Genomic DNA, 26,193 nt, shown 5'->3' on the forward strand with positions numbered 1-26,193 from the left:
CTGCGGACTCGACTCACCCTGCACAACCCAACAATTCCAGCCCAGAACCGATCAACGCGGCGGACTCGCGGACGGATTGTTCAGCAGGCTCCTAGAGCGACGCCGGTCCGCTTCCTGGTGGGCCCGGCGGCCTACTCCGTGGAGGAGCCGGCCTGGAGGCGTCCGATCTCGGCGCGGGCAGCCGAGACGAGCTCGGCGTTGGTTGTGCGCGTGGCCCCAGAGTCCCCAGCCGCCCTCGGGTGCCTCGGTCACGAGCACCCAGGTGCGCTGCGCCAGCGACGGGTCGCCGGCGGCGTCCGCCACGATGGCGGTGAGGCGCTCGACCACGGCTAGCTGCTTGTCGCGATCAAGGGCCCCGGCGTTGGTGAGCACCTGAACGCGCACGTCGTTGGAATCGCCGTCCACGGTCGACACGGCGTCGACCGTGTGAACGAAGGCGGCGGTGTTCTTGCGGAACATGGGGATGTTGGGCACCTGCTCGATCGTCATCACAGCCTCGGCCAGCGCCTGCGCGAGGGTGGAGGGGTCGGCGAAGGTTCCGCGGGCTGCCTCCACGTCGATCATGGGCATGGGCCCAGCGAACTCCTCGCCGAGGCGCCGCGTCAAAGGCGGCTGGGCAGCGACTCCGGGTTCGCTCAGGCCACGAAGATGCAGAACGGGTGGCCGGCGGGGTCGGCGAAGACGTACAGCGGCTCGTCGGCATCGTGCGTCCGGTCGAGCAGGACGGTCGCGCCGAGCCTAACGGCGCGTGTTCGGACGGCCTCCAGGGCGTCGCGGTCGGGCACGGTCATGTCGAGGTGCAGCTGCTGCGGGACGCCGACCTTCGGCCACGTGGGCGATACGTGATGGTCGTCGAACTGGAAGGCGAGCGCGCGGCGTCCATCTGGATAGGTCAACACCAGCCAATCGGCGTCGTCCGCGCCGACGAAGGGCGGAGCATCGCCCGGCCGGTACACGAGGCCCAGGAGTTGCCGGTAGAACTCCGCGAGGGCCCGGATGTCGTGGGCGTCCAGCACCGTGTGCAGCAACTGCGGATGAACATCGGACGCCGTCGCCGGGCTCGGCGATCCCTGAGGAAAGTGGTGGTCTTCCAGGGCCGGGTCGGCGTCGGCGTCCGATGGGGTTGGGGTGACCTGAGGCTGGCCGGACGCCCCGGGCTCGGTCCGTTCGTCGAGCTCGATCCATTCGGCGTCGCAGCCGGGGCACAGGTAGATGGGCGCGCCCTCAAAGCGTCGGTCGGTCTTGATCGTGGCGCAGGCGTCCTGGCAGGGGTTGCTGATCAGGTCCCGCGTCGCCATCGTCCTCCGTTCGTGGTGCTTTCAAGGGCCAACCGTGTCAGGGAAGCCGTTGTTCCCGCCAGTCAGGGGCCCGAACTCTGTTGAGCTTGCCGACATGCGGGGTCGGCGCGCGTACGAACCTCGGCCAGGCTCGTCGGCAGCCTGCGGGGAGGCAAGATGTGCTCCTGGATAGGAGGTTGGCCAGGGGATCTCGAGTGCCGACGATCGTCCAGTTCGTGCTGCTCTCGCTGGCCTGGGGCGCCGGTTTCCTCTTCATCAAACCCCGGTCGTCGGCGTCATCCTGGGGATCCTGCTGTTAGGCGAGCGCATGAGTTGGTCCGAGCCGTCGGCGCAGCGCTGGTGGTACGTGGCATCGCCATCACCCAAGGGCGCCTCGGGCGACTACGTCTCAGGGAGGCCAGACGGTGACGATTTCGGTTCTCGGGGCACGCGCATGCTCGTGATGACGTGTACGTCTAGTCCAGGGATACCTGCGAAGTCGCTCGGATTTCCGGTAAAGATCGGCAATCCGTGCGAGATGGCCACGGCCGCGATCAGCGCGTCATAGGAGCGCGCGGCCGGCTTGCGGCTTGAGTTGCGCAACGAGGCTGCGACGACCCCGAAGGCGCGTGCCGCTGCCGCATCGAAGGGAAGTGGATCGAAATCCGCCTCCGCTTGCTGAAGGATCAGTTGCCTCGCGGCTCGTTCCTGTTCTGTCTTGGCGACGAGCGGTCCGAGCGACAGTTCCGCCAGCGTGATCGAGCAGATGGCGAGTTCTTCGGGCAGCGCGGCGGGATCGAGGTCGCCAAGGTCGATGACGGCGCTGGTGTCGAGGAGGGCGCGTTTCGGGGCGTCGCCTGTCACAAGGAGGAGTCCAGGATCGCGTCGATGTCGTCGCGGAGCGCTCGGGAGTCCACACGCGGCAAGTGCCGACGACGGGCGATGAGCTCAGCCGTGCTCAGGGCCTTGCGGGGCAACGGAATGATGGTCGCCACGGGATCGCCGTCCTTGGTGACAACGACGCTTTCTCCACCCTGGACGCGTGCCAGAACCGCTGCGCTGTTGTTTCGCAAATCTCGGACGGGCACGGTCATGCGTGCAGCGTATCACGCGTGATACGTCAGAGGGTTTGGCGGTGTGGGATGCCTACGTCCAAGGCATCCAGACGACGAAGTGCGCGAGTTCGGAACCCAGCGTGTGACCGCTCATCGGGATGAACAGGTGATCACCAGCCACGGACGCGCCACTCGTCCAGGTGCGGACGCTCAGCGCCCAGCGTCGTCGGCAAACCGTGCCCGGGCAGCACGATCGTGTCGTCGTCGAAGCGGTCGAACAGCTTCGTCGTGACGTCGCCCAACAGCGACGCGAACTGCTCGGGGGTGTGAGTCTTGCCGACCCCGCCGGGGAAGAGGCAGTCCCCGACGATGAGGGACGCCGGACCGTCGCTCGGTCGGTGGGCCAGCGCGATCCCGCCGGGGGTGTGGCCGACCAACCCGATGACCTCCAGCTCCGTGTCGCCGACGCGGACGACGTCGCCGTCCCAGAGTCCCTCGAGCTCAAGCCCGGTGGCGGCGGCGATCGCCTCGGCGTCCGGACGGCTCGTCAGCAAACGGGCGCCGGTCGCGCGGGCGACCTCGGGCAGTGCGGCGATGTGATCGGGGTGGCGATGCGTGGTGACGATGGCGGACAACGGTCGTCCGTCGATCCACGCGAGCAACGCGGGGGCGTCCTGGGCGGCGTCCACGAGAACCAGGTCATCGCCGTCGCTGAGCAGGAAGGCGTTGTTGTCGAAGGGTCCGACGGAGCGCTGTTCGATCTGCATGGCCGACAGCCTCTCAGCCGAGCAGCCTCCACGTCATGCCCTCGGCGCCCTCGAGATCGGCACCGTCCGTGCGGCCGGTGATCCAGCCCCACAACGCCTGATTCGTGCCAGACACGGTTCTGGGGACGCCGACGTCGCCGACCTCCTCGGTCACGCCGGACTCGCTCTGCAGCACCACCCGAGGCAGCCCGGGCTTCGTCCGCAGCCACAAGGACGCCCACTGCAGCAGCCAGGACGCCGCCACCGGCTCGAGGCGGTCAAGGGTGAAGCTGGTGCGCATGTCGAGGTGATGCAGGACCACTTCGTGCAGCCTGGCGACCACGACCGCCGAGAGCGGCAACTCGCCGACGGGCAGGCGCACCGGCACCAGCCAGTCGTGGACCAGCCCGAAGGCCTCATCCAGCCCGCCGGCGGTGGTGTCGAGGTCGATCTGCAGGTCGAGCCCGCGGCGTCCGGCTCCACGATCGACCTCGGCGCGACGTTCCTCGTCCGAGCGGTACAGCGGGCGCTGGCGTCCAGAATTGGCGGCGATCACGAGCTTGCGCATGGCGTCCGCGCTGCGCGCCAGGTGGTGGGCGACCTGCGCTCGCGACCAGCCGGGCAGCAGGGTGTCCTCGGACCATTGCTCGTCGGTCAGCACGATCGTGTCGCCCAAAAGCGTCTGCGTGGCGTCGGCGATGCGCTTGCGGACGGAGTCCACCTGCCCCAAGCGGATCATGTCGCGCATAGGGGACAACTTAGGCCCTCTCCCCGTGAAGCGGCGAGCAGGAGGCTGGGAAAGAACTGTCGGAGGCAGCGCCTACCATGTCGCACGTGGCTGAACGACTGCTGGTGCGCGGCGCCCGCGAACACAACCTGAAAAACGTGAACGTCGACCTTCCGCGCGATGCGCTGGTGGTCTTCACGGGGCTGTCGGGATCAGGCAAGTCGTCGCTCGCGTTCGACACGATCTTCGCGGAGGGGCAGCGGCGCTACGTCGAGTCTTTGTCGGCGTACGCCCGTCAATTCCTGGGCCAGATGGACAAGCCCGACGTCGACTTCATCGAGGGACTGTCGCCCGCGGTGTCGATCGATCAGAAGTCCACGAACCGCAACCCGCGGTCGACCGTGGGCACCATCACCGAGATCTACGACTACCTGCGTCTGCTGTTCGCCCGAGCCGGACGCCCCCACTGCCCGATCTGTGGCGAGCCGATCAGTCGGCAGTCGCCGCAGCAGATCGTCGATCGGCTCATGGCGCTGCCTGAGGGCACGCGGTTCCAGGTGCTCGCCCCGGTCGTCCGGGGCCGCAAGGGCGAGTACCAGGAACTCTTCGGCGAGCTGATCACCCAAGGCTTCACGCGCGTGCGCGTCGACGGTGAGGTCCATCCGTTGGCCACCCCGCCCACGCTCGACAAGCAGAAGAAGCACAACATCGACGTCGTCATCGACCGCCTGGCGGTCAAGGCGTCCATCAAGCGCCGCCTCACCGACTCGATCGAGACGGCACTACAACTGGCGTCCGGCGTGGTGTCGATCGACTTCGTCGATCTGCCCGAGAGCGACCCCGGACGCGAGCGGCGCTACTCAGAGAAGCTGGCCTGCCCGAACGCCCACGACATCTCCATCGAGGAGCTGGAACCCCGGCAGTTCTCCTTCAACGCGCCCTGGGGCGCCTGCCCGGAGTGCTCCGGCATCGGCACCAAGCGCGAGGTCGATCCCGATCTGTTGGTGCCCGATCGCACCAAGAGCCTCGCCGAAAACGCCATCACCGCGTGGTCGTCGGTCTACGTCTCTGGCTACTTTCAGCAGCTCTTCGGCGCGTTGGCCGAGTTGGAGGGCTTCTCCGTCCGGACGCCGTGGCGCGACCTGCCCGAACGCGTCCGCGGGATCATCCTGTACGGCGTCCCGGGCACGATCCGGGTGACGACGAAGACCCGGCACGGCCGCACCCAGAGCTTCAACGCCAAGTTCGAGGGGGCCGTGCCCTATGTTCGGCGTCGCTTCTCCGAGGCGGAGACCGACAACTCGCGCGAGCGGTTTGCGAGCTACATGCGCGAGGTGCCCTGCGATGCTTGCAAGGGGGCGCGGCTGAAGCCGGCGAGCCTGGCGGTCACCGTGGGCGGACGCAACATCGCCGAGATCGCCGGCATGGCGATCGACGAGGTGGCCGCCTTCATGCGCGACCTGCAGCTCACCGAGCGCGAGGCGCGCATCGCCGAGCGCGTGATCAAGGAGATCAACGAGCGGCTGCGCTTCCTGCTCGACGTGGGCCTCGACTACCTGACGCTGGCCCGTCCGGCGGGCACGCTGTCGGGCGGGGAGGCGCAGCGCATCCGGTTGGCGACGCAGATCGGCTCCGGGCTCACCGGCGTCCTGTACGTGCTGGACGAGCCGTCCATCGGCCTGCACCAGCGCGACAACCGCCGGCTCATCGACACCCTGCTGAGGCTCCGCGACCTCGGCAACACCCTGATCGTGGTCGAGCACGACGAGGACACCATCAAGGTCGCCGACTGGATCGTCGACATCGGTCCCGGCGCCGGCGAGCACGGCGGACGCGTCGTCGTCTCGGGCTCGCGCGACGACCTGCTCGCCAGCGAGGAGTCACTGACCGGCGCCTACCTGTCCGGACGCCGGGTCATCCCGGTGCCGGCGGTGCGGCGTCCAGGCAACGGAAAGGCGATCACGGTCGCCGACGCGACCGAGAACAACCTGCGCAACGTGACCGTCGACTTCCCGCTCGGCCGCATGATCGCGGTGACGGGCGTGTCCGGCTCCGGCAAGTCAACGCTGGTCAACCAGATCCTCTACCGCGCCCTCGCCAAAGAGCTGTACGGCGCGAGCGACATCCCCGGACGCCATGGTGGCATCACGGGCGTCCAGCACATCGACAAGGCCATTCACGTCGACCAGTCGCCCATCGGACGCACGCCCCGGTCGAACCCGGCCACCTACACCGGCGTGTTCGACCGCATCCGCAAGCTGTTCGCCGAGACACCCGAGGCCAAGGTCCGCGGCTATCAGCAGGGCCGGTTCTCGTTCAACGTCAAAGGCGGCCGCTGCGAGAACTGCTCGGGCGACGGCACGATCAAGATCGAGATGAACTTCCTGCCGGACGTCTACGTGCCGTGCGAGGTGTGCCACGGCGCGCGCTACAACCGCGAGACGCTCGAGGTGCATTACAAGGGCAAGACGATCTCCGAGGTCCTCAACATGCCGATCGAAGAAGCGCTCGACTTCTTCCGCCCCATCTCGATGATCGCCCGGCACCTGCAGACCCTGGTCGACGTCGGGCTCGGCTACGTGCGCCTCGGCCAACCCGCCACCACGTTGTCGGGCGGCGAGGCGCAGCGGGTGAAGCTGGCCGCCGAGCTGCAGAAGCGTTCCACCGGACGCACCATGTACGTGCTCGACGAGCCCACCACCGGCCTCCACTTCGAGGACATCAACAAGCTGCTCCACGTCCTCGGACGCCTCGTGGACGCCGGCAACAGCGTCGTCGTCATTGAGCACAACCTGGACGTCATCAAGACCGCCGACTGGCTCATCGACATGGGTCCCGAAGGGGGCTCGCGCGGGGGCACCGTCGTCGCGGTGGGCACCCCGGAGGACGTGGCCGACAACCCGGAGTCGTTCACCGGGGTCTATCTCAAGCCGGTCCTGGCCTGACCAGCGCCTCGGGCCCCATGAGGGCCTGATGCGGCCTCCGGAGGTGCCCGTGTAGGCGTGTAGGGTCGTAGGCCATCGGGGCCGCGCCTGCGGCGTCCGGATGAAGGGAAGAGTGGGCGGTGCAGCAGCCGGGGCGGGATGAGCTCATTCGCTCGATTGCCGACAGCGTTCAGCGGATCGGGATGGCATCCGAGCGGATCGGGCACGTCTTCGCCGAGTCTCAGAACCTGCATCCGACCGACTTCCGCGCACTGAGCGCCATCTTCCGCGCCGAGCGTGCCGGCGAGCCGCTGACCGCGCGCGGCCTCGCGACCGCGCTCCAGCTGTCCCCGGCCGCGATCACCTATGTGGTCGAACGACTGGTCGCGTCCGGGCACGTCCGGCGCGACAACGATCCGGCCGATCGACGCCGCGTCCTGCTGCGGTTCGACGACCCTGGACGCCAGGTGGCGGGCGCCTTCTTCGGACCCCTCGGCCTCGCCCACACCGAGGCGCTGGCCGGCACGCCGGACGACGAGCTTGCCGTGGCCGGACGCATCATGGCCAGCATTGTCGAGACCCTCGACTCCTTCGAGGGGCGGTTCCGCGCCACCGATGCTCCGGCTGTCGGAGGCCCCGCCTAAGCTGCGCGACATGGTGCCCGTCCGACCCGCCCCGGGATCCATCCCGACCGACCCCGGGGTGTACCGCTTCAGCGACGCCACCGGCACCGTGATCTACGTCGGCAAGGCCAAGAACCTGCGTCAGCGGCTCAATTCGTATTTCGGTGACCCGTCTGGGTTGCATTTTCGGACGCAGACGATGGTCCGGACGGCGGCGAAGCTCGACTGGACGGTCGTCCAGAACGAGCTCGAGTCGCTGCAGCTCGAGTACACCTGGATCAAGCAGTTCGATCCGCGGTTCAACATCAAGTACCGCGACGACAAGTCGTACCCCTGGGTGGCGATCACGTGGTCCGAGGAGTTCCCGCGCGTGTTCGTCGGACGCGGCAGCCGGCGCAAGGGCACCCGCTACTTCGGTCCCTATGCGCAGGCGTGGGCCATCCGCGACACCATCGACTCGTTGCTGCGGGTGTTTCCGATGCGGTCGTGCACCGGCGGGGTCTTCCGCAACGCCAAGGCGTCCGGACGCCCCTGCCTGCTGGGCTACATCGGCAAGTGCAGCGCCCCCTGCGTCGGACGCATCGAGGCGGACGCCCATCGCGAGCTGGTCCAAGACGTCTGCGACTTCCTGGCCGGCCACACGAGCGGCCTGACGGCGAGGCTCGAGCGGCAGATGCGGCAGGCGTCCAACGCCCTTGAGTTCGAGAAGGCCGCGGTGCTCCGCGATCAGTTGGGCGCCCTGCGCCACGTGACCGAGCGCAACGCCATCGTCCTGGCCGACGGCACGGACGCCGACGTGGTGGCCTACGCGGCGGACGATCTCGAGATCGCGTTCCAGGTGTTCCACGTCCGGGCCGGACGCGTCCGAGGCGAGCGCGGCTGGGTCGCCGATCGAGCGGACGACTCGTCCATCGCGCAGATCCTCGACTCCTTTCTCATCCAGCTGTACGCGGACGCCGAGGCCGGCACCGAGGTCACGAACACCATCCCGCGCGAGATCTACCTGCCCGAGCGACCGGCCTCTCCGGACGCCGTCACCGACCTGCTCCAGGAAGTGCGGGGCGCCAGGGTCGAACTGCGCGTCCCGCGTCGCGGTGACAAGCGCACCCTGCTGGAGACCGTCGAGCGCAACGCGAAGGAGGCGCTCGCCAACCACAAGACCCGGCGCGCGTCCGACCTGTCGACCCGCAACCGGGCGCTGGAAGAGATCCAAGAGGCCCTCGGGCTCGCCGCCCCGCCGCTGCGGATCGAGTGCTACGACATCTCGCACACGCAGGGCACGGGCGTGGTCGGTTCGATGGTCGTCTTCGAGGACGGCCTGCCGCGCAAGAGCGACTACCGCACCTTCCTGATCAAGACCGTCGAGGGCAGCAACGACGTGGGCGCGATCAACGAGGTGCTGACCCGACGCTTCCGCCGGCTGCTCGACGACCGGGCGGCGTCCACGGGCGACGATGCCGTCCTGATCGACCCGACGACGGGCATTGCCAAACGGTTCGCCTACGCGCCCGGCCTCGTGGTCGTCGACGGCGGTGCGCCCCAAGTTGCGGCGGCCCGGGCGGCGATGGCTGAGCTCGGCATCACCGACGTTCCGCTGATCGGGCTGGCCAAGCGCCTGGAGGAGGTCTGGCTGCCGGGGGAGGAGTTCCCGCTGATCTTGCCGCGCACCTCCGAGGGCCTCTACCTGCTGCAGCGCGTCCGGGACGAGGCGCACCGGTTCGCGATCACGCATCACCGCAAACGCCGTAGTAAGAGCATGGTCGAGTCGCTCCTGGACGATGTGCCAGGTCTGGGCGAGCTGCGGCGCAAGGCCGTCCAGGCCCACTTCGGCTCGCTGAAGAAGCTGCGGGAGGCCCGCTGGGAGGACATCGCGCAGGTGCCGGGCATCGGTACCAAGACGGCGCTCTCCATCAAGGCGGCCCTCGACGCCCAGGCGCCGGGTGAGGCGGTCAACATGGCTACGGGCGAGGTCGAAGAGCTCTGAGGCCATAATGGGCGCCATGGTTGAGCAGGGTGCGATCCGCTTCGTCGTGATCACGGGCATGTCCGGCGCCGGGCGCCGCGCGGCGGCACATCCGTTGGAGGACCGCGGCTGGTATCTGGTCGACAACCTGCCGCCGAGCCTGCTCCCTCGCCTGTTCGACACCGTGACGGCGCGGGGGATCGATCACGTCGTGGTCATCCTCGATCCGCGCACCCGCGAGGAGTTCGCCGAGATTCCGACGGCCCTGAACGAGCTAACCGAGCGGGGCGTCCGGCCGCAGATCCTGTTCATCGAGGCGTCTGACGACGTCATCGTCAGGCGTCAGGAGCACGTCCGGCGCCCGCACCCGCTTCAGGGCGACGGCGCCATGTTGGACGGCATCCGCCGCGAACGCGCGATGCTCGCCTCGCTGCGCGCCTCGGCCGACATGGTCGTCGACACCTCCGACCTGAACGTGCACCAGCTGGCCGAGCGGGTGGTCAAGTCGTTCAACATCTCCGGCGGCGACACGATGCGCATGACCTTGATGTCCTTCGGCTTCAAGAACGGCGTCCCGTTCGACGCCGACGTCGTCCTGGACGTCCGCTTCCTGCGCAATCCGCACTGGGTCCCGGACCTGCGTCCGAAGACGGGACTCACGCCCGAAGTTGCCGAGTACGTCATGGCGGACGCCGGCGCTGCGGCCTGGCTGGACAGCGTCGAGGCGATGCTGACGGTCATGGCGCCCGGCTACCTCCGGGAGGGCAAGCGGCAGGCGACGGTCGCGATCGGCTGCACGGGCGGCAAGCACCGGTCCACGGCCATGACGGAGAAGCTCGCCCGCCGACTCCGCCTCGTGGGCATCGAGTGCCACACCATGCATCGCGACCTCGGGCGGGAGTAAGCGTGCGACCCGGTTCGCGCCTGCCGCGCGTCGTGGCGATGGGCGGCGGTCACGGGCTGTTCGCCTCCCTGCAGGCGTTGCGTCGCGTCACCAGCGAGGTCACGGCCGTCGTCACGGTCGCCGACGACGGTGGTTCGTCCGGACGCCTCCGGCGCGAGTTCGCCATCCTGCCGCCGGGCGATCTGCGGATGGCCATGGCGGCGCTGTGCGGCGACGACCGTGAGGGACGCCTCTGGGCCGACGTCTTGCAGTCGAGGTTCGGCGGCGATGGTCCCCTGGCCGGGCATGCGATCGGCAACCTGCTGTTGGCGGGGGTCTGGGAGCAGCTCAGCGACCCCATCGAGGGACTCGACATGGTGGGCAAGCTGCTCGACGTCCAAGGCCGCGTCCTGCCCATGTCGACGGTGCCGCTCGACATCGAGGCCGACGTGATCGGGCTCGATCCGGACGCCCCGGACGAGATTCGCCTGCTGCGCGGGCAGGCCACGATCGCCAAGACCCCGGGAGAGGTGCGGGCGGTTCGCCTCATCCCGCGGACGCCCCCAGCCTCGGCCGAGGCGCTGGCGGCCATCACCGCGGCGGACTGGGTGGTGATCGGTCCGGGCTCCTGGTTCACCTCGGTGCTCCCGCACCTGCTCGTCCCGGATCTCGCCGAAGCTTTGGTGAGTACGCAAGGGAAACGTTGCCTGACGATGAACCTGGACGACTCGTACGAGACCGAGGGCTACACGGCGTCCGAGCACCTGGAGGTGCTGGCGGACCACGCGCCCGGCCTCAGAATCGACGCCGTCATCGTCGACCCGACTTTCCTGCGCGGCGACCAGCACTTTGCGACGTTCGCAGCCAGCCTCGGCGCCCGGGTCGTCGCCGCGGACGTGCGCTCCAGCGACGGGTCCGCGCGTCACGACCCCAACCGCCTCGCCTCGGTATATGCGGACGTGATGGGCCTTGTAGGCTGACCCTCATGGCTCTGACGTCCGAGGTGAAGGCTGAGCTCGCGACGGTGAAGGTCACCAAGCCTGCCGTTCGGCAAGCCGAGGTGGCAGCGCTGCTCCGTTTCGCGGGCGGGCTGCACATTGCGGGCGGGCGGATCATCGTCGAAGCCGACCTGGACACCGGCGGGGCCGCACGTCGGCTCAAGTCCGCCATCTTCGACCTCTACGGCTTCTCGTGCGAGTTCGTCGTCATCACCCCGAGTCAGTTGCGACGCGGCACCCGCTACGTGGTGCGGCTGATCCGCGACGGCGACTCGCTGGCCCGGCAGACGGGCTTGATCGATTCCCGCGGACGCCCCGTCCGCGGCCTGCCCGCGTCGTTGGTCGGTGGGGGGCTGGACGTCGCCACCGCGCTGTGGCGCGGCGCCTTCCTGGCCCACGGCTCGCTCACCGAGCCGGGCCGGTCGATGGCGATGGAGATCACCTGCCCCGGCTCGGAGGCGGCCCTCGCCCTGGTCGGCGCCGCCCGGCGGCTGGGCGTCACGGCCAAGGCGCGCGAGGTGCGCAATGTGGACCGCGTCGTGATCCGCGACGGCGACTCGATCGCCACCATGTTGACCCGCCTGGGTGCCCACGACGCCTTGCTGCGCTGGGAGGAGCGGCGGATGCGCCGCGAGATCAAGGCGTCCACCACCCGGCTGGCGAACTTTGACGACGCGAACCTGCGCCGCTCGGCACGCGCCGCCGTCGCGGCGGGCGCCCGCGTCGAGCGGGCGCTGGAGTTGCTGGGCGACGGCGTCACAGAACACCTGCGGCTCGCCGGCCTGCTGCGACTCGAGCACAAAGAGGCCAGCCTCGAGGAACTCGGTCAGCTGCACACGCCACCGTTGACCAAGGACGCCGTTGCCGGACGCATCCGCCGGCTGCTCGCCACGGCCGACCGGAAGGCCGCCGAGCTGGGCGTCCCGGGCACCGAGGCGAACCTCAGTCCGGACATGCTGGACGACGCCGACTGATTGTTGCCGTAGCAACCAATAGTCGGTGGGACGGCCCACACGATCGGGCATGTTTCCCCCTAGGATGAGAGCGTCCGCCTGTCACATTCCGGTGGCATTGCCTAGGAAAAGGAGACCGCCTCATGACCGTCAAGGTTGGAATCAACGGCTTCGGCCGCATCGGCCGCAATTACTTCCGCGCTCTGCTCGCTCAGGGCGCCGATCTGGAGGTCGTGGCCGTCAACGACCTCACCGACAACAAGACCCTCGCCCACCTGCTGAAGTACGACTCGATCCTCGGTCGCTTCCCCGGCGAGGTCAGCTACGACGACGACTACCTCACCGTCGACGGCAAGAAGATCCGTGCGCTCGCCGAGCGCGAGCCGGCCAAGCTGCCTTGGGCCGAGCTGGGCGTCGACATCGTCATCGAGTCCACCGGCTTCTTCGTGGACGCCGAGAAGGCCAAGGCCCACATCGAGGCCGGCGCCAAGAAGGTCCTGATCTCCGCCCCGGCGAAGAACGAGGACATCACGATCGTCATGGGCGTCAACGACAACCTCTACGACGCCTCGAAGCACAACATCATCAGCAACGCGTCCTGCACGACGAACTGCCTGGCCCCGATGGCCAAGGCGCTCAACGACGGCCTCGGCATCGTCAAGGGCCTGATGACCACGATCCACGCCTACACGCAGGATCAGAACCTGCAGGACGGCCCCCACAAGGACTTGCGCCGCAGCCGCGCCGCCGCCCTCAACATGGTTCCCACCACGACCGGCGCCGCCAAGGCCGTCGCGCTCGTGCTGCCCGAGCTCAAGGGCAAGCTGGACGGTTACGCCATGCGCGTGCCGACGCCCACGGGCTCCGCGACCGACCTCACCTTCGAGGCCGCCCGCGAGACCACGGTCGCCGAGGTCAACGCCATCGTCAAGGCCGCCGCGGCCGCTGCTCCGCTGAAGGGCTACCTCGTCTACACCGAGGACGAGATCGTGTCCAAGGACATCGAGACCGACCCGGCGTCCTGCGTGTTCGACGCCCAGCTCACCAAGGTGATCGGCAACCAGGTCAAGGTCGTCGGCTGGTACGACAACGAGTGGGGCTACAGCAACCGCCTCGTCGACCTCACCGAGCTCGTCGCGTCCAAGCTCTGAGCTAGAAGAACCGGAAGGAGTCCGAGGGTGAAGACCATCAAGGATCTGGGTGATCTGGCGGGCAAGCGGGTCCTGATCCGCTGCGATTTCAACGTGCCGCTGGATGGCGACACGATCACCGATGACGGCCGCATCAAGGCGGCGCTCCCGACGCTGTCACAGCTCGTGGACGCCGGCGCGAAGGTCGTCGTGATGGCTCACCTCGGACGCCCGAAGGGTGAAGTCAATCCGAAGTACAGCCTCGCCCCGGCCGCAAAGCGGCTGGGCGAGCTGCTCGGAGTTCCGGTCAAGCTGGCCGGCGATGTCGTCGGACCGTCGGCGTCCGAGACCGTCGCGAGTCTCGCCAACGGCGAGATCGCGATGCTCGAGAACGTGCGCTACGAGCCGGCCGAGGAGTCGAAGGTGGACGCCGAGCGCGAGGCCCTCGCGGCCAAGTACGCGGCGTTCGGTGACGTGTTCGTCTCCGACGGCTTCGGCGTGGTGCACCGCAAGCAGGCGTCCGTGTACGACGTCGCGAAGCTGCTGCCGAACGCGGCCGGCCACCTCGTCGAGAAGGAGGTCGAGGTACTGAAGAAGCTCACCGCGACCCCGGAGCGGCCGTACGTGGTCGTGTTGGGCGGGGCCAAGGTCGCCGACAAGCTCAGCGTCATCGACAACCTGCTCAAGGTCGCCGACACGCTCGTCATCGGCGGCGGCATGGGCTACACGTTCCTCGCGGCCCAGGGCCACGAGGTCGGCACGTCGATTCTGGACGCCGAGAAGATCGACGTCGTCAAGGGCTACATGGCGGACGCCGCAGCGGCCGGCAAGCAGATCCTCATCCCGGTGGACGCTGTCATTACGCCCGAGTTCAACGACGGCTCCCGCAAGAGCACGGTGGACGCCGACGCGATCCCCGCCGACCAGATGGGCCTCGACATCGGCCCGAAGACCGGTGCGTTGTACGCCGACGCCATCGCCGGCGCCAAGACGGTGTTCTGGAACGGCCCGATGGGCGTCTTCGAGAACCCCGACTTCGCTGACGGCACCATGGCTGTCGCCAAGGCCCTGGCCGAGACCGACGCGTTCACTGTGGTCGGTGGCGGCGACTCGGCCGCTGCCGTGCGCCAGCTCGGCTTCGCCGACGACCAGTTCGGGCACATCTCGACCGGCGGTGGGGCGTCCCTGGAGTACCTCGAGGGCAAGGAACTGCCCGGCCTGACGGTTCTGGAGGGCTGACATGGCAGACCGCATCCCGCTGATGGCGGGCAACTGGAAGATGAACCTCAACCACGTCGAGGCCACCGGCGTCGTCCAGAAGCTGGCGTGGACGCTGTCCGACAAGCGCTACGACAAGGCGAAGGCCGAGGCCGCGGTCATCGTGCCGTTCACCGACCTGCGCACCGTCCAGACCCTGGTCGAGGGCGACAAGCTCCCGATCGCCTACGGCGCCCAGGACGTGTCGGTGCATGCGTCCGGCGCGTACACGGGCGAGGTCTCCGCCGACATGCTGGCCAAGCTGAAGTGTGCGTACGTCGTGGTCGGTCACTCCGAGCGCCGGGAGTACCACGGCGAGTCCGACGAGATCGTCAACGACAAGGCCAAGGTCGTCCTCGCGGCCGGCATGACGCCGATCATCTGCGTGGGCGAGAAGCTCGAGATCCGCAAGGAGGGGCGGCAGGTTCCGTTCGTCCTGGACCAGGTTCAGAAGGTCCTCGCGGATCTGACGCCCGAGCAGGTCGCCAAGCTCGTCATCGCCTACGAGCCCGTCTGGGCCATCGGAACCGGCGAGGTCGCCACTCCCGAGGACGCCCAGGAGGTGTGCGGCGCGATCCGTCGGTACATCGCCGAGGAACTGCAGGGCGCGGACGCCGCGGCCGGCTGCCGCATCCAGTACGGCGGCTCGGTGAAGTCGAGCAACATCGTCGACATCATGGCCCAGGCCGACGTCGACGGCGCGCTGGTCGGTGGCGCGTCCCTCGACCCCGAGGAGTTCGCCAAGATCGTGCTGTTTTACCAGCACGCCTGAGGTGTGATCCACAACCATCGTCGCGACCCCCGGTTCGGTTCGGACCGGGGGTCGCCCTGAGTTAGAATGCTCGCCGTGACTGTTGCCCCACTGATGACCTGGCCGATCTTGGCAGTGTCGATTCTGCTGATCATCACCAGCGCCATCTTGGCGATGTTCATCCTGCTGCATAAGAGCCGGGGCGGCGGCATGTCCGATCTGTTCGGCGGCGGCATGTCCACGTCGATGGGCGGCACGTCCGTTGCCGAGCGCAACCTGGATCGCCTGACGATCACGGTGGGGCTCGTGTGGCTGGCCTGCATCTTCACGCTGCTGGTGCTCTACCGCTACTTCCCGACCTTCGGAACTCTCGGCGCAGCCTGAGTTTTCGGTCAACCAAAGCTGTTTGACAAGGAGAAACGTTCGTGGTCGGTGGCAGTGCGATTCGAGGCAGCCGTGTCGGCGCCGGTCCGATGGGCGAGGCTGAGCGGGGGGACGCCGCGCCGCGGCTCTACGTCTCCTACTTCTGCTCGAACGGCCATGAGACGCGTCCGGCGTTCGCCGCCGACGCGCAGGTGCCCGAGCAGTGGGACTGCCCGCGCTGCGGCCTGCCGGCCAACCTCGACTCCGAGAACCCCCCGCCCCCGCCGAAGATCACCCCGTACAAGACGCACCTCGCGTACGTGAAGGAGCGTCGTTCGGACGCCGAGGCTGCGGCCATCCTCACCGAGGCCCTGGAGCAGCTGCGCGCCCGTCGCGCCGCGGGCGAGGTCATCTACTGAGCTGGCAGACGTGACGAAGGGGACGCCGTGGAGGCGTCCCCTTCGTCGTTTCTCGGTCTAGAAGGCGCAGTCGTAGATGTCGAGCCTGGACGCCGCCGCGACGTCCGCGAACCACACGGTCTTGTCGCGTCCGCGGGCCACGCCGGCGGGCAGCGTCGGGTCGCCGGCCATGGCCCCGGCCAGCGCCGCGGCCTTCTCCGGACCACTCACCAGGAACCACACCTCGGACGAGTTGCGGATCGTCTCCATCGTGACGCTGATGCGGGTGCCCGGCAGCTTGGGCGCGTCGTTGACCCCGATGACGGTGTGCGTCGACGGCTCGAACGACGGGTGATCCGGGAAGATCGACGCGACGTGCCCATCCTCGCCGAGACCTAGCAGGCACACGTCGAAGCGGGTGTCGCCCAGTTCCTTGGCGTAGGTCGCGGCCGACGCCGCGTTGTCGGCGACGCCGTCGGCCGAGGGCATCGGATGCGTGCGGGCGGGATCCAGCGGGAACTGCCCGGCGAGCAGCGCCAGCGTTTGACCGGCGTTGCGCTCGGGATCGTCCGTCGGCACGAACCGCTCGTCGCCCCACCACAGCTCGAGGCGTCCGGGATCGAGCGGCGAGCCCTCGACGAGGCGTCCAAGGCGGGCGTAAACGCGGTTGGCGATGCGCCCGCCGGTGAGGCACAGCTGCCCCACCCGGCCACCGGCCTGCAGCTCGACGATCCGGGCGACGAGCGCCCGCGCGGCGGCGTCGGCCAGCTCGTCGGCCGTGCCGAACCGGTGGAGCTCGCTCATGCGCGCTGCGCCAGCGCCTTCTCGACCGAGGTGACCAGCTCGTTGTCCCACGACACGATGAACTTGCTGACGCCCTCGTCCTCGAGCACCTTGAACACGTCGTCCAGGTCGACCCCGACGGCGTCGATCGCGTCGAGCAGCTGGACGCCGTCGGCACCCTTGCCCTCCATCGACTCACCCACCTCGCCGTGGTCGGCGAACGCCTTCATGGTCTTCTCGGGCATCGTGTTGACGACGCCGCGGGCGGCCAGGTCGGAGACGTACAGGGTGTCGGGGTACGCCGGATCCTTGGTGCCCGTCGACGCCCACAGCGGACGCTGCTTGTTGGCGCCGGACGCTGCGAGGCGTCCGAACCGCTCGCCGCCGAAGACCTCGTCGAAGGCGGCCAGGGCGACCTGTGCGTTGGCGATCGCGGCCTTGCCCTTGAGGGCGAGGGCCTCGGGCGTGCCGATGTTCGTGAGGCGCTTGTCGATCTCGGTGTCGACGCGGGAGATGAAGAATGACGCCACCGAGTGAATCTTGGACAGGTCGATGCCGGCGGCGGCGGCCTTCTCGAGGCCGGCGAGGTAGGCGTCCATGACGGCGCGGTAGCGGTCCTCGGAGAAGATCAGCGTGACGTTGACCGAGATGCCCTTGCCGATGACCTCGGTGATGGCGGGGAGGCCCTCGACGGTGGCCGGGATCTTGATGAGCACGTTCTCGCGGTCGACGAGGCCGTAGAGCTCCTGGGCCTCGGCAATGGTGCCATCGGTGTCGTAGGCCAGGCCGGGAGCGACCTCGATCGAGACGCGTCCGTCGTAGCCACCGGTCGCGGCGTAGATGCCGGAGAACAGGTCGCAGGCATCCTGGACGTCCTTGGCCCACAGGGTCTTGATGGCGCTCGCGACGCTGACGTCGCCGAGGGCCGCGAGGTCGTCGGCGTAGTCATCGCTACCGGTGAGGGCCGCGGCGAAGATCGTGGGGTTCGTGGTGACGCCGGTGACAGAGTCGTTGGCGATCAGGTCGGCGAGGTTGCCACTCTGCAGGCGTTGCCGGGACAAGTCGTCCAGCCAGATGGAGACTCCGGCGTCTGCGAGGGCCTTCAAACGAGCATTCATGGTCGACTCCTTGAGCTGGTGTGCGCGCTGAGGTGCATCTCTCATGGCCACTCTAGTTGGGGGCGCTAGGGCGTTCCGCACCGGTTGTCGGAAAGTGCCTTCCGCAGCGTCCGCGTCTAGACTCGGCCAGACGATCGGAGGGATCACCATTCGCATGCATCAGCTGTCGGACGCCGACGCGGCCATCGTGTCGGGGCGTCCACTGGGCGTACGAGACAAGGTGGCAGCGTACGTCGCGCTCACCAAGCCCAGGATCATCGAGCTGCTGATCGTCACGACCATCCCTGCGATGTTCTTGGCCGCCCGGGGATTTCCGCCCCTGAGCCTGGTCGTCGTGACGCTGGTCGGCGGTGCGCTGTCTGCGGGCGGGGCGAACGTCTTCAACTCGGTCTACGACCGCGACATCGACGCCGAGATGCACCGGACGCGTCGGCGTCCGATGGTCCGGGAGCAGGTTCCCAAGCGGAACGCGTACGTCTTCGGCGTGGTCCTGTCGGTGGTCTCGACGCTGCTGCTCGGCTTCGGCGCCAACTGGCTGTCGGCCGGTCTGAGCGTGGCGGCGATCCTCTATTACGTCTTCGTCTACACGATCTGGCTGAAGCGCCGGACGGCCCAGAACATCGTCTGGGGCGGCATCGCAGGCTGCTTCCCGCCCCTGATCGGCTGGACGGCGGTCACGAACGCGGTGGCGTTGCCCCCGCTGATCCTGTTCGCGGTCGTGTTCTTGTGGACGCCGCCGCACACCTGGGCGCTCGGGCTGCGGTACCGGGACGACTACGCCCGGGTCGACGTGCCGATGCTTCCGGTGGTGGCCGAGGCGCCGGCGGTCGCCCGCCAGATCCTGTACTACACGGTGGCCACGGTCTTGATGAGCCTGGCGTTGTGGCCGGCGGCCCGGACGGGCTGGCTCTACCCGGGGGTCGTGGTCGCGGCGGGGGCCTGGATGACCTACGAGGCGATCATGCTGCTGCGCCGGGCCAACGCGGGTCTGCGTGATGCGCAACTGGTTCCCATGCGCCTGTTCCACACCACGAACAGCTACCTGGCTCTGATCGCGGTCGCCGCGGCGATCGATCCGCTGATCTTCGGCTGAGCACCGGCACCGCCCTCAGGCGCGGGCGTCTGCGCCGATCCGCCAGAGATGCGCGAGGGCGGCGACAAAGAGTGACGTCCCGACCATGTGCGCCAGGACGACCCCGATGGGCAGGTGGGTGAAGTACTGCACGTAGCCGACCACGCCCTGGTAGAGCTCGACGGCCAGGACGCCGATGAAGAGCCGGCGGAGGCGTGGCTCGGACCTGGTCCACCAGAGGCCGAGCGCCGTGAGCGCCACCTCCAGCCAGACCGCCCAGGCGTGGATCTTGGCCGTCCACTCCAGCGACAGTCCATTGCGGGTCGCGGCGCCGTCGCCGCTGTTCGGGCCAGCTCCGGTCACGACGACGCCCAGCACGACGATGACCAGGCCGAGCCAGAAGACGGCCTGGATGAGCGCGCGGAGGCGTCCGGCGGTCGGCACCGGCTTCAGGTCGTAGGCGACGTGCACGATCTCGACCGAGACGATGATCAACACCACGGACGCCACCATGTGCAGTCCCACGACCCAGGGGTTGAGCTGGGTGAGCACCGAGATGCCGCCGATCACCGCCTGGGCGATGATGCCCAGGCCGATGGTGATCGTCAGCGGCACGAGGCGGCGCGGTCGGCGTCCGTCTCGAACCGCGCGCAGCGCGGCCAGGAAGAGCCCGATCGACAGCGCGACCAGGACGAAGGTCAGGGTCCTGTTGGTGAACTCGATCACGCCGTGGACGCCCGACTCGGGTACCGGGACGTACGAGCCCGCGTTGCACTGCGGCCAGGTCGGACAGCCCAGCCCTGACTTCGTCAGCCGGACCAGCGCGCCCGTCCAGATGATGACGACGTTGGCGGCCAACGACGCGAGCGCCCAGCGCTTGAGTGCCTTGTCAGAGCCTAAGAGGTCCACCGGAATGCCTTTCGAGCGACGAACAACAACACCAAGCACCACGCTCCGAGCACGGGGTACGCCCACCACGTGAACTGACCCGTCGCCCAGCCGCGCAGCGCCTCGCCGAGCGCCGCGGTCGGCAGCAGGGCGAGGACGGGACGGACGGCGTCCTGGTACGAACTGAGCGGCACGACGAGCCCGCCGCCTGCCGCGCCGACGAGGTAGACCAGGTTGGCGAGCCCCAGGACCACCGTGGCCTCGAGGCGTCCGGCCAGAACGAGCCCCAGGCAGGCGAAGGCGAAGGCGGCCAGCACGACGAGCGGCCAGGTGACCAACGACACCATCGGCGGCGGGTTTGGACGCCAGCCGAGCGCCAGCGCCAAGAGCGTCAGCGCCAACACCTGCACCGCCGTGATCGTGATGGTCGCCTGGGCCTTGCCGGCGATCAGGTCACCGCGGGTCAGGGGCGTCGCAGCCAGGCGTTCCAGGACGCCGTAGCGGCGCTCGAACGCCGTGTTGATGGCCAGCGAGGTGAACGAGGACGACCAGACCGCCAGCGCCATCACCGAGGCTGGGAAGGTGGTCCGATCGAGGCCGAAGCGATCGCCGAACAGCATGCCGCCCACCAGCAGTCCCACCGGGATCACGAACGCCAGCAGCAACTGCTCCCCGTTGCGCAGCAGCATGGCCAGCTCGATGCGGGCGTGCTGGGCGATGCGATCCCGCCGATCGGACGCGCCCGGCCGCGGCGTGAGGTCGAGGCTCATGCGTCACCCCGCTTCGTGTGGGCCAGGAAGACCTCTTCCAGGGACGCCTCGCGCGTCAACTCCGCGACGGTGCCGCCGAGGACGATCCGTCCGGCGTCCATCAGCCAGACGTGATCGGCCAACTGCTCGGCCTCGTCCATGGCGTGCGTGGTCAGCAGGACGCCGGCGCCCGCGTCCCGCAGGCGCCGGATCAGATCCCACGTCGAGCGGCGGACGTGCGGGTCAAGCCCGGCCGTCGGCTCGTCCAGGACTACGAATTCGGGGCGTCCGATGATGGCTCCGGCCAGGTTGACGAGTTGCTGTTGACCTCCGGACAGGCGGCGGTACGGCGTCTTGGCGAAGCCGGTGATGCCCAGCTCGGCGGCCAGGGCGTCCGGATCGTGCGGATGCGAGTACAGGCTTGCCAAGTAGCGCAGCAGCTCGCCCGGTCGCACGCCGGACCAGGCCCCCGTGGACTGAGGCATGAGGCCGACGCGCGCGGCGGCGTCCGGACTGCCCGGAGCGAAACCGAGGATGGAGATCGAACCCGAGTCGGGTACTAACAGCCCCGTGCAGCACCGGATCGTCGTCGTCTTGCCGCAGCCGTTGGGTCCGAGGAGGGCGGTGATCAGGCCCGGGGCGGCGTCGAACGTGAGCTCGTTCAGGATGCGGCGTCCGCCGAGGGCCAGGCTGACCTGGTCGAGCTTCAGGGACGCGTCGGGCACCGGGTCAGTCTCGCAGAAGTCCGGACGCCGTCGGCGCCCGAGACGCACGATGGCCCCGTCCGCGGGACGGGGCCATCGAGGTGAGAGGGACCAACGGCTACGGGGAGGGGATCCCTGCCTCGGCGCGGACGGCTGAGGCCGTCGGACCGGTGGACGCGGGGATCTCGACCGGGGTCGCGAAGTCGTCCGAGGTGGCCATGGGCTGGTCGATGAGCATCTTGAAGAAGGACGCCCACACGAAGTACACCGAGGCCAGGAAGAACACGACGGCCAAGACGATGACGAGGACGCCGTAGCCGCCCGCCCGCATCGAGAGCCCGAGGTCGACGGCCAGCAGGCCGAACAGCGTCGTGAACTTGATGACGGGGTTGAGGGCAACGGACGAGGTGTCCTTGTAGGGGTCGCCGACGGTGTCGCCCACGATGGACGCGTCGTGCAGCTCGGTGCCCTTGGCGCCCAGGTCGACCTCGACGATCTTCTTGGCGTTGTCCCAGGCGCCGCCCGCGTTCGCCATGAAGATGGCCTGGTAGAGGCCGAACAGGGCGATCGAGATCAGGTAGCCGATGAAGAAGAAGGGCTCGATGAAGGCGAAGGCCAGCGTCGCGAAGAAGATGCCCAGGAAGATGTTGAGCATGCCCTTCTGGGCGTAGATGGTGCAGATCTCGACGACCTTCTTGCTGTCTTCGACGGACGCCTTGGTCGCGTTCTCGTCCAGCTTGATGTTGTCCTTGATGAACTGCACCGCGCGGAAGGATCCGGTCGTGACGGCCTGGATGGAGGCGCCGGTGAACCAGTAGATGATCGCGCCGCCCGTGACGAGGCCGAGCAGGAACGGTGCGTGCAGCAGGGACAGGTTCGCGACCTGCTCGGGGACGAACTTCCCGTCCACGACGGTGAGGCCGACGATGATCGAGAAGATCATCGTGGTGGCGCCCACAACGGCGGTGCCGATGAGGACGGGCTTGGCCGTGGCCTTGAAGGTGTTGCCGGCGCCGTCGTTCTCTTCGAGGAGGCGCTTGGCCTTGTCCCACTGGACGTCGAAGCCGTACTTGGCCTTGATCTCGGCGTCCGCGCCCTCGATGGTCTCGATGGTGGAGAGCTCGTAGACGGACTGGGCGTTGTCGGTGACGGGGCCGTAGGAGTCGACCGCGATGGTGACGGGTCCCATGCCGAGGAAGCCGAAGGCGACGAGGCCGAAGGCGAAGACGGCCGGCGCGAGCATCAGCGAGTCGAGGCCGATGGTCGAGATGCCGTAGGCGACGCCCATGAGGGCGATGATCGCCATGCCGAGCCAGTAGCCGGAGAAGTTGCCGGCGACCAGGCCGGACAGGATGTCGAGGGACGCCCCACCCTCGCGGGCCGACTTCACGACTTCCTGGACGTGCTTGCTCTTGACCGAGGTGAAGACCTTGACGAGCTCGGGGATGAGCGCGCCGGCCAGGGTGCCGCAGGAGATGATCAGCCAGAGCTTGACCCAGTTGGTCGGGTCGCCGCCCAGGTTCGGGATGAGTGCCCAGCTGACGAGGCCGGAGAGCACGATCGAGACGATCGAGGTGATCCAGACGAGCGAGGTGAGGGGGGCCTCGAAGTCCATCGCGTCGGCGGTGCCGTAGCGGGCCTTGGTGCGGGCCGCGTTGAAGAAGTACGAGCCGGCGGACGCGAGCACCATGATCGAGCGGATGGCGAAGATCCAGACGAGCAGGGTGGCCTGCATGGTGGGATCCTTGACGGCCAGCATGATGAAGGTGATCAGCGCGACGCCGGTGACGCCGTAGGTCTCGAAGCCGTCGGCGGACGGGCCGACCGAGTCGCCGGCGTTGTCACCGGTGCAGTCGGCGATGACGCCGGGGTTACGGGCGTCGTCTTCCTTGATCTTGAAGACGATCTTCATGAGGTCGGAGCCGACGTCGGCGATCTTGGTGAAGATGCCGCCTGCGATGCGCAGGGCCGAGGCGCCAAGGGACTCGCCGACCGCGAAGCCGATGAAGCACGAGCCGGCCATCTGGCCGGGGACGAACAGCAGGATGCCGAGCATGAAGAACAGCTCGACCGAGATCAGCATCATGCCGACGCTCATGCCGGAGCGCATCGGGATGTTGTGACAGTCGTAAGGACGCCCGCGCAGAGCGGCGAACGCGGTGCGGCTGTTGGCGAACGTGTTGACGCGGATGCCGTACCAGGCGATGGCGTACGAGCCGGCCATGCCGATCAGCGAGAACAGCAGGATGACGCCGATCTGCAGGGGAGCGGAGCCGGAGATCGCGAAGTACAGCACAATCACGACGGCGATGGCGCCCCACAGGCGCATCAGGAACTTGCCCTGCTGAACCAGGTACGCCTTGCAGGTCTCGTAGATCAGCTCCGACATCTCGAGCATGGACGCGTGCACCGGCATGCTCTTGAGTTCGCGGTACGTCCACAGGCCGAAGCCGAGTCCGAACACGCAGATCAGCAGGCCGATGAGCAGGAGTGCCCAGCCGTTGATCGCTCCGCCGAAGAAGGTGGCGATGTGCAGGTCCGGCAGGTGCAGGTTCGCCTCGCCGCCACCCTTGTGTCCGCCTGCGGACGCCGCCGGCGCGGTGCAGCCGGCGAGGGCGAGAGCGGGGAGTCCGAGAACGAGCGGCAGAGCCCGCGCCAGGCGCGGAGCCGTGCGGGGCTCGAGGTCGTTATGTGTGGTCATCAGTATGGGTCCTCGATCAAGCTCCGGCCCTCTCACAGGGCCCTTCGACAGCGCCGTCGTTATCTCGCCGATATCTGTCTAGGCAACCATAATCCGCACGTTCGGCCGCCGAGGGTAAACGCGCCAGTTCGTAACGAACAGGTCACGGAGTCTTGGTGTGGTCGTTGCCACGTCGCGCTCTGGCCGGTGGTGGCTGGTACGAAAGTACCGTTTGGGTCGTTCTTTGGTGCCGGTGTTGTCGTCCGCCCAGCTTCGACCTGGCCGGGAGGGTGACCACGGTGACCACGACGGTGGCGGGGGTGGCCTCGACGGTGGGGTATAGCTGGCGGGATGATGGGCAGATGACTGCGATCACCCTTGATGGTGTGGCGGTGGCGACGCTCGGTTATGACCCGGCCGGTGAACTGGCCGGGGTCACTTACCCGTTCGGGGGACTGGGTGGCCTCACTAAACAGCCCTCCGGTGCCCTTGTGGGTGATGCGTGGACGGTGAACCTGGCCAACGGTGCCAGCCGTACCTTCACCGAGTCGTTGACCCGCTCCCAGGCTGGCAGGGTCACCGCGTCATCCTGGACCGATACCGGCAGTCCGGGTAGTGCGGTGGGGTGGGGGTACAGCTATGACCAGGCCGGACGCCTTACCCAAGCTGTCCTGGCCCCGGCGGCAGGACGGGCCCAAACCAGCTTCGGGTACAGCTTCACCCCCACCGGTGGGTGTGGCGCTGACCCGCAAGCCGGCAAGAACGGGTCACGTACCGGGTCAAGTATCCAGACCGGCGCTGGCACACCGCAGGTGACGTCGTACTGCTACGACCAGGCCTCCCGGCTCACCGCCACCACCGGCGCTAACCCGATCGATCCGGGCACGGTCAGCTACGACCCGCACGGGAACGCGACCCGGATCGGTGATCAAACCTGGACCTACAACGCTGCCGACCAAGTCACCGGCACCACGGTGGTGTCGGCGGGGCAACAGCTCGGCTACACGCGTGACCCATCCGGTCGGGTCGTGCAACGCCAAGCCACGGGCCCTGAAACCGCCACGGCACGCTACGGGTTCGCCGGTGGGGACGATTCCCCAGACTTGCTGCTTGATCCGGCTGGTCAACCTGTGGAGCGGTATCTGTCTTTGCCTGGCGGGGTCCTGCTCACCAAGCCCACCACCGGTGCCGCCACGAGGTGGGCGGTACCGAACCTGCACGGCGACACCAGCATCCTGATCGGTATCACCAACGGTGCCGTCACGATCAGCGGTGCAGGCTGGATCAACGACCCGTACGGCCAACCGATCAACCCGAACACCGGGCAGATCGACTTGGCAGCCACCCCCACCACCCGGACCGGCACCACGACCACCGATGCCTGGCTCGGTCAACACCAGCGAGGCTTCGAACACACCACCGGCCTGAACCAAATGCTGATGGGAGCCAGAACCTACCTGCCCAGCCTCGGCATCTTCACTGCTACCGACCCCGTAGAGGGTGGCAACGACACCACCTACACCTACCCCAACGACCCCATCAATAAACAAGACCTCAGCGGAGAAAAATGGTGGAATTGGTGGCGCCCCATATCTGGGCTGCAAGTTGCCCGACGCGTATTGAATCACGGCACCGCTTTCTACTCCTTCAATGGCCCCTTCGTCTCCGCTCAGGGAGGCGTCACATGCATCAAGAGATGCCCATCTGTCTCCGTATCTTTTGGAGCAGGTGCCTCGGCACAAAAGATCAATAAGGTGGCTAGGTTTGTTCCTGGGACCATGATTGGCTATCAATTTGGGCGACCCACAAACGGGCTGGGTTTCGGTGCCGCAGCATGCTGGCACGGCTTATGTCTCGGCGCCAGCAGTGGTGACGAAGGCTGGGGTACAGTTAACGGATTCAGCCCTGTATTTGGAATAGGCACACCAGGCGTTCAATTATGGGCTTTAGGAACATTTGCAGATGAGCGTTCAGGACAGGGGGCCTCGCCGGGTCGCCCAATGAGGGTAAGGTAGCATGAATGACTCATTGAAGCCGCGGGGTCTCGCGGTAAAAGTCGGGGCGTTTTGCTCGGCTATTGTCCCTCAGTGGTGCCTTGCTCTGGGCCTGTGGGTGGGGATGCTGACGGGCATGCAATTCTACTTCTTGGCG

The 26,193-nt window shown here is 67.9% G+C and carries 24 protein-coding genes and 1 pseudogene; 13 read left to right on the forward strand and 12 right to left on the reverse strand.

Going from position 1 to position 26,193, the window contains the following annotated elements; translation table 11 throughout:
• Window positions 1-51: 51 nt before the first annotated feature.
• The 6 genes from FN821_RS07530 to FN821_RS07555 form a co-directional block, all read right to left on the reverse strand.
• Window positions 52-570, reverse strand: coding sequence for a tautomerase family protein (locus FN821_RS07530; protein ID WP_131171558.1), 519 nt, complete (start codon window positions 568-570; stop codon window positions 52-54).
• Window positions 571-635: 65 nt separating this feature from the next.
• A complete protein-coding gene (locus FN821_RS14245; RefSeq protein WP_165489258.1) occupies window positions 636-1,298 on the reverse strand; it encodes a VOC family protein in 663 nt (220 codons plus the stop codon).
• Window positions 1,299-1,679: 381 nt separating this feature from the next.
• Window positions 1,680-2,141: a type II toxin-antitoxin system VapC family toxin gene (locus tag FN821_RS07540; RefSeq protein WP_131171559.1), complete on the reverse strand. Its 462-nt coding sequence runs from the start codon at window positions 2,139-2,141 to the stop codon at window positions 1,680-1,682.
• Window positions 2,138-2,371, reverse strand: coding sequence for a type II toxin-antitoxin system Phd/YefM family antitoxin (locus tag FN821_RS07545; protein WP_131171560.1), 234 nt, complete (start codon window positions 2,369-2,371; stop codon window positions 2,138-2,140). The genes FN821_RS07540 and FN821_RS07545 overlap by 4 nt, the downstream gene beginning before the upstream one ends.
• A gap of 131 nt (window positions 2,372-2,502) precedes the next feature.
• Window positions 2,503-3,099, reverse strand: a complete 597-nt coding sequence (locus FN821_RS07550; RefSeq protein ID WP_131171561.1) for an MBL fold metallo-hydrolase — start codon at window positions 3,097-3,099, stop codon at window positions 2,503-2,505.
• Window positions 3,100-3,112: 13 nt separating this feature from the next.
• Window positions 3,113-3,826: a maleylpyruvate isomerase family mycothiol-dependent enzyme gene (locus FN821_RS07555; protein WP_131171562.1), complete on the reverse strand. Its 714-nt coding sequence runs from the start codon at window positions 3,824-3,826 to the stop codon at window positions 3,113-3,115.
• Between the two features lie 77 nt (window positions 3,827-3,903).
• On the opposite strand from FN821_RS07555, the pseudogene uvrA reads away from it, so the two are divergent.
• The 11 genes and pseudogenes from uvrA to FN821_RS07610 all read left to right on the forward strand — a co-directional run.
• Window positions 3,904-6,747 (forward strand): annotated as a pseudogene (uvrA, locus tag FN821_RS07560) (excinuclease ABC subunit UvrA); the annotation flags it as partial.
• A 185-nt stretch (window positions 6,748-6,932) separates the two neighbouring features.
• Window positions 6,933-7,373: a MarR family winged helix-turn-helix transcriptional regulator gene (locus FN821_RS07565; RefSeq protein WP_131171564.1), complete on the forward strand. Its 441-nt coding sequence runs from the start codon at window positions 6,933-6,935 to the stop codon at window positions 7,371-7,373.
• Window position 7,374: 1 nt separating this feature from the next.
• Window positions 7,375-9,336: an excinuclease ABC subunit UvrC gene (gene uvrC / locus FN821_RS07570; RefSeq protein WP_421958042.1), complete on the forward strand. Its 1,962-nt coding sequence runs from the start codon at window positions 7,375-7,377 to the stop codon at window positions 9,334-9,336.
• Between the two features lie 16 nt (window positions 9,337-9,352).
• Window positions 9,353-10,219 (forward strand): RNase adapter RapZ, encoded by an 867-nt coding sequence (rapZ, locus tag FN821_RS07575; RefSeq protein ID WP_131171566.1) that lies wholly within the window; start codon window positions 9,353-9,355, stop codon window positions 10,217-10,219.
• A 38-nt stretch (window positions 10,220-10,257) separates the two neighbouring features.
• The gene (locus FN821_RS07580) at window positions 10,258-11,178 is read left to right on the forward strand and encodes a gluconeogenesis factor YvcK family protein (protein ID WP_131171708.1); all 921 of its coding nucleotides are present in this window, start codon (window positions 10,258-10,260) and stop codon (window positions 11,176-11,178) included.
• Between the two features lie 5 nt (window positions 11,179-11,183).
• Window positions 11,184-12,170, forward strand: a complete 987-nt coding sequence (whiA, locus tag FN821_RS07585) for a DNA-binding protein WhiA (RefSeq protein WP_131171567.1) — start codon at window positions 11,184-11,186, stop codon at window positions 12,168-12,170.
• A gap of 122 nt (window positions 12,171-12,292) precedes the next feature.
• The gene (gene gap, locus FN821_RS07590; protein WP_131171568.1) at window positions 12,293-13,300 is read left to right on the forward strand and encodes a type I glyceraldehyde-3-phosphate dehydrogenase; all 1,008 of its coding nucleotides are present in this window, start codon (window positions 12,293-12,295) and stop codon (window positions 13,298-13,300) included.
• A 27-nt stretch (window positions 13,301-13,327) separates the two neighbouring features.
• A complete protein-coding gene (locus tag FN821_RS07595; RefSeq protein ID WP_131171569.1) occupies window positions 13,328-14,518 on the forward strand; it encodes a phosphoglycerate kinase in 1,191 nt (396 codons plus the stop codon).
• 1 nt (window position 14,519) lies between these two features.
• Complete coding sequence (gene tpiA, locus FN821_RS07600; protein WP_131171570.1) at window positions 14,520-15,308, forward strand: triose-phosphate isomerase; 789 nt, start codon at window positions 14,520-14,522, stop codon at window positions 15,306-15,308.
• Window positions 15,309-15,401: 93 nt separating this feature from the next.
• Window positions 15,402-15,671 (forward strand): preprotein translocase subunit SecG, encoded by a 270-nt coding sequence (secG, locus tag FN821_RS07605; protein WP_131171709.1) that lies wholly within the window; start codon window positions 15,402-15,404, stop codon window positions 15,669-15,671.
• A 41-nt stretch (window positions 15,672-15,712) separates the two neighbouring features.
• Window positions 15,713-16,069: an RNA polymerase-binding protein RbpA gene (locus tag FN821_RS07610; protein WP_131171571.1), complete on the forward strand. Its 357-nt coding sequence runs from the start codon at window positions 15,713-15,715 to the stop codon at window positions 16,067-16,069.
• A 57-nt stretch (window positions 16,070-16,126) separates the two neighbouring features.
• Here FN821_RS07610 and pgl read toward each other — a convergent pair whose 3' ends face one another.
• Together pgl and tal are read right to left on the reverse strand one after the other, a co-directional pair.
• Window positions 16,127-16,852, reverse strand: a complete 726-nt coding sequence (pgl, locus tag FN821_RS07615; RefSeq protein ID WP_131171572.1) for a 6-phosphogluconolactonase — start codon at window positions 16,850-16,852, stop codon at window positions 16,127-16,129.
• Complete coding sequence (gene tal, locus FN821_RS07620) at window positions 16,849-17,949, reverse strand: transaldolase (RefSeq protein WP_131171573.1); 1,101 nt, start codon at window positions 17,947-17,949, stop codon at window positions 16,849-16,851. The genes pgl and tal overlap by 4 nt, the downstream gene beginning before the upstream one ends.
• Before the next feature lie 154 nt (window positions 17,950-18,103).
• On the opposite strand from tal, the gene FN821_RS07625 reads away from it, so the two are divergent.
• Complete coding sequence (locus FN821_RS07625) at window positions 18,104-19,042, forward strand: heme o synthase (RefSeq protein ID WP_131171574.1); 939 nt, start codon at window positions 18,104-18,106, stop codon at window positions 19,040-19,042.
• A gap of 15 nt (window positions 19,043-19,057) precedes the next feature.
• Here FN821_RS07625 and FN821_RS07630 read toward each other — a convergent pair whose 3' ends face one another.
• From FN821_RS07630 to FN821_RS07645, 4 genes are all read right to left on the reverse strand, one after another.
• A complete protein-coding gene (locus tag FN821_RS07630) occupies window positions 19,058-19,930 on the reverse strand; it encodes a COX15/CtaA family protein (RefSeq protein ID WP_241660115.1) in 873 nt (290 codons plus the stop codon).
• Window positions 19,918-20,679, reverse strand: coding sequence for an ABC transporter permease (locus FN821_RS07635; RefSeq protein ID WP_131171575.1), 762 nt, complete (start codon window positions 20,677-20,679; stop codon window positions 19,918-19,920). The genes FN821_RS07630 and FN821_RS07635 overlap by 13 nt, the downstream gene beginning before the upstream one ends.
• Window positions 20,676-21,383, reverse strand: a complete 708-nt coding sequence (locus FN821_RS07640) for an ABC transporter ATP-binding protein (protein WP_131171576.1) — start codon at window positions 21,381-21,383, stop codon at window positions 20,676-20,678. The genes FN821_RS07635 and FN821_RS07640 overlap by 4 nt, the downstream gene beginning before the upstream one ends.
• Window positions 21,384-21,480: 97 nt before the next feature.
• Window positions 21,481-24,063 (reverse strand): sodium-translocating pyrophosphatase, encoded by a 2,583-nt coding sequence (locus FN821_RS07645; RefSeq protein WP_131171577.1) that lies wholly within the window; start codon window positions 24,061-24,063, stop codon window positions 21,481-21,483.
• A 278-nt stretch (window positions 24,064-24,341) separates the two neighbouring features.
• On the opposite strand from FN821_RS07645, the gene FN821_RS07650 reads away from it, so the two are divergent.
• Window positions 24,342-26,057 carry an RHS repeat-associated core domain-containing protein gene (locus tag FN821_RS07650; protein ID WP_131171578.1) on the forward strand — a complete coding sequence of 572 codons (1,716 nt, stop codon included), beginning with the start codon at window positions 24,342-24,344 and terminating at the stop codon, window positions 26,055-26,057.
• Window positions 26,058-26,193 lie beyond the last annotated feature (136 nt).

The organism is Propioniciclava tarda (assembly GCF_900182665.1).
Lineage (GTDB): Bacteria > Actinomycetota > Actinomycetes > Propionibacteriales > Propionibacteriaceae > Propioniciclava > Propioniciclava tarda.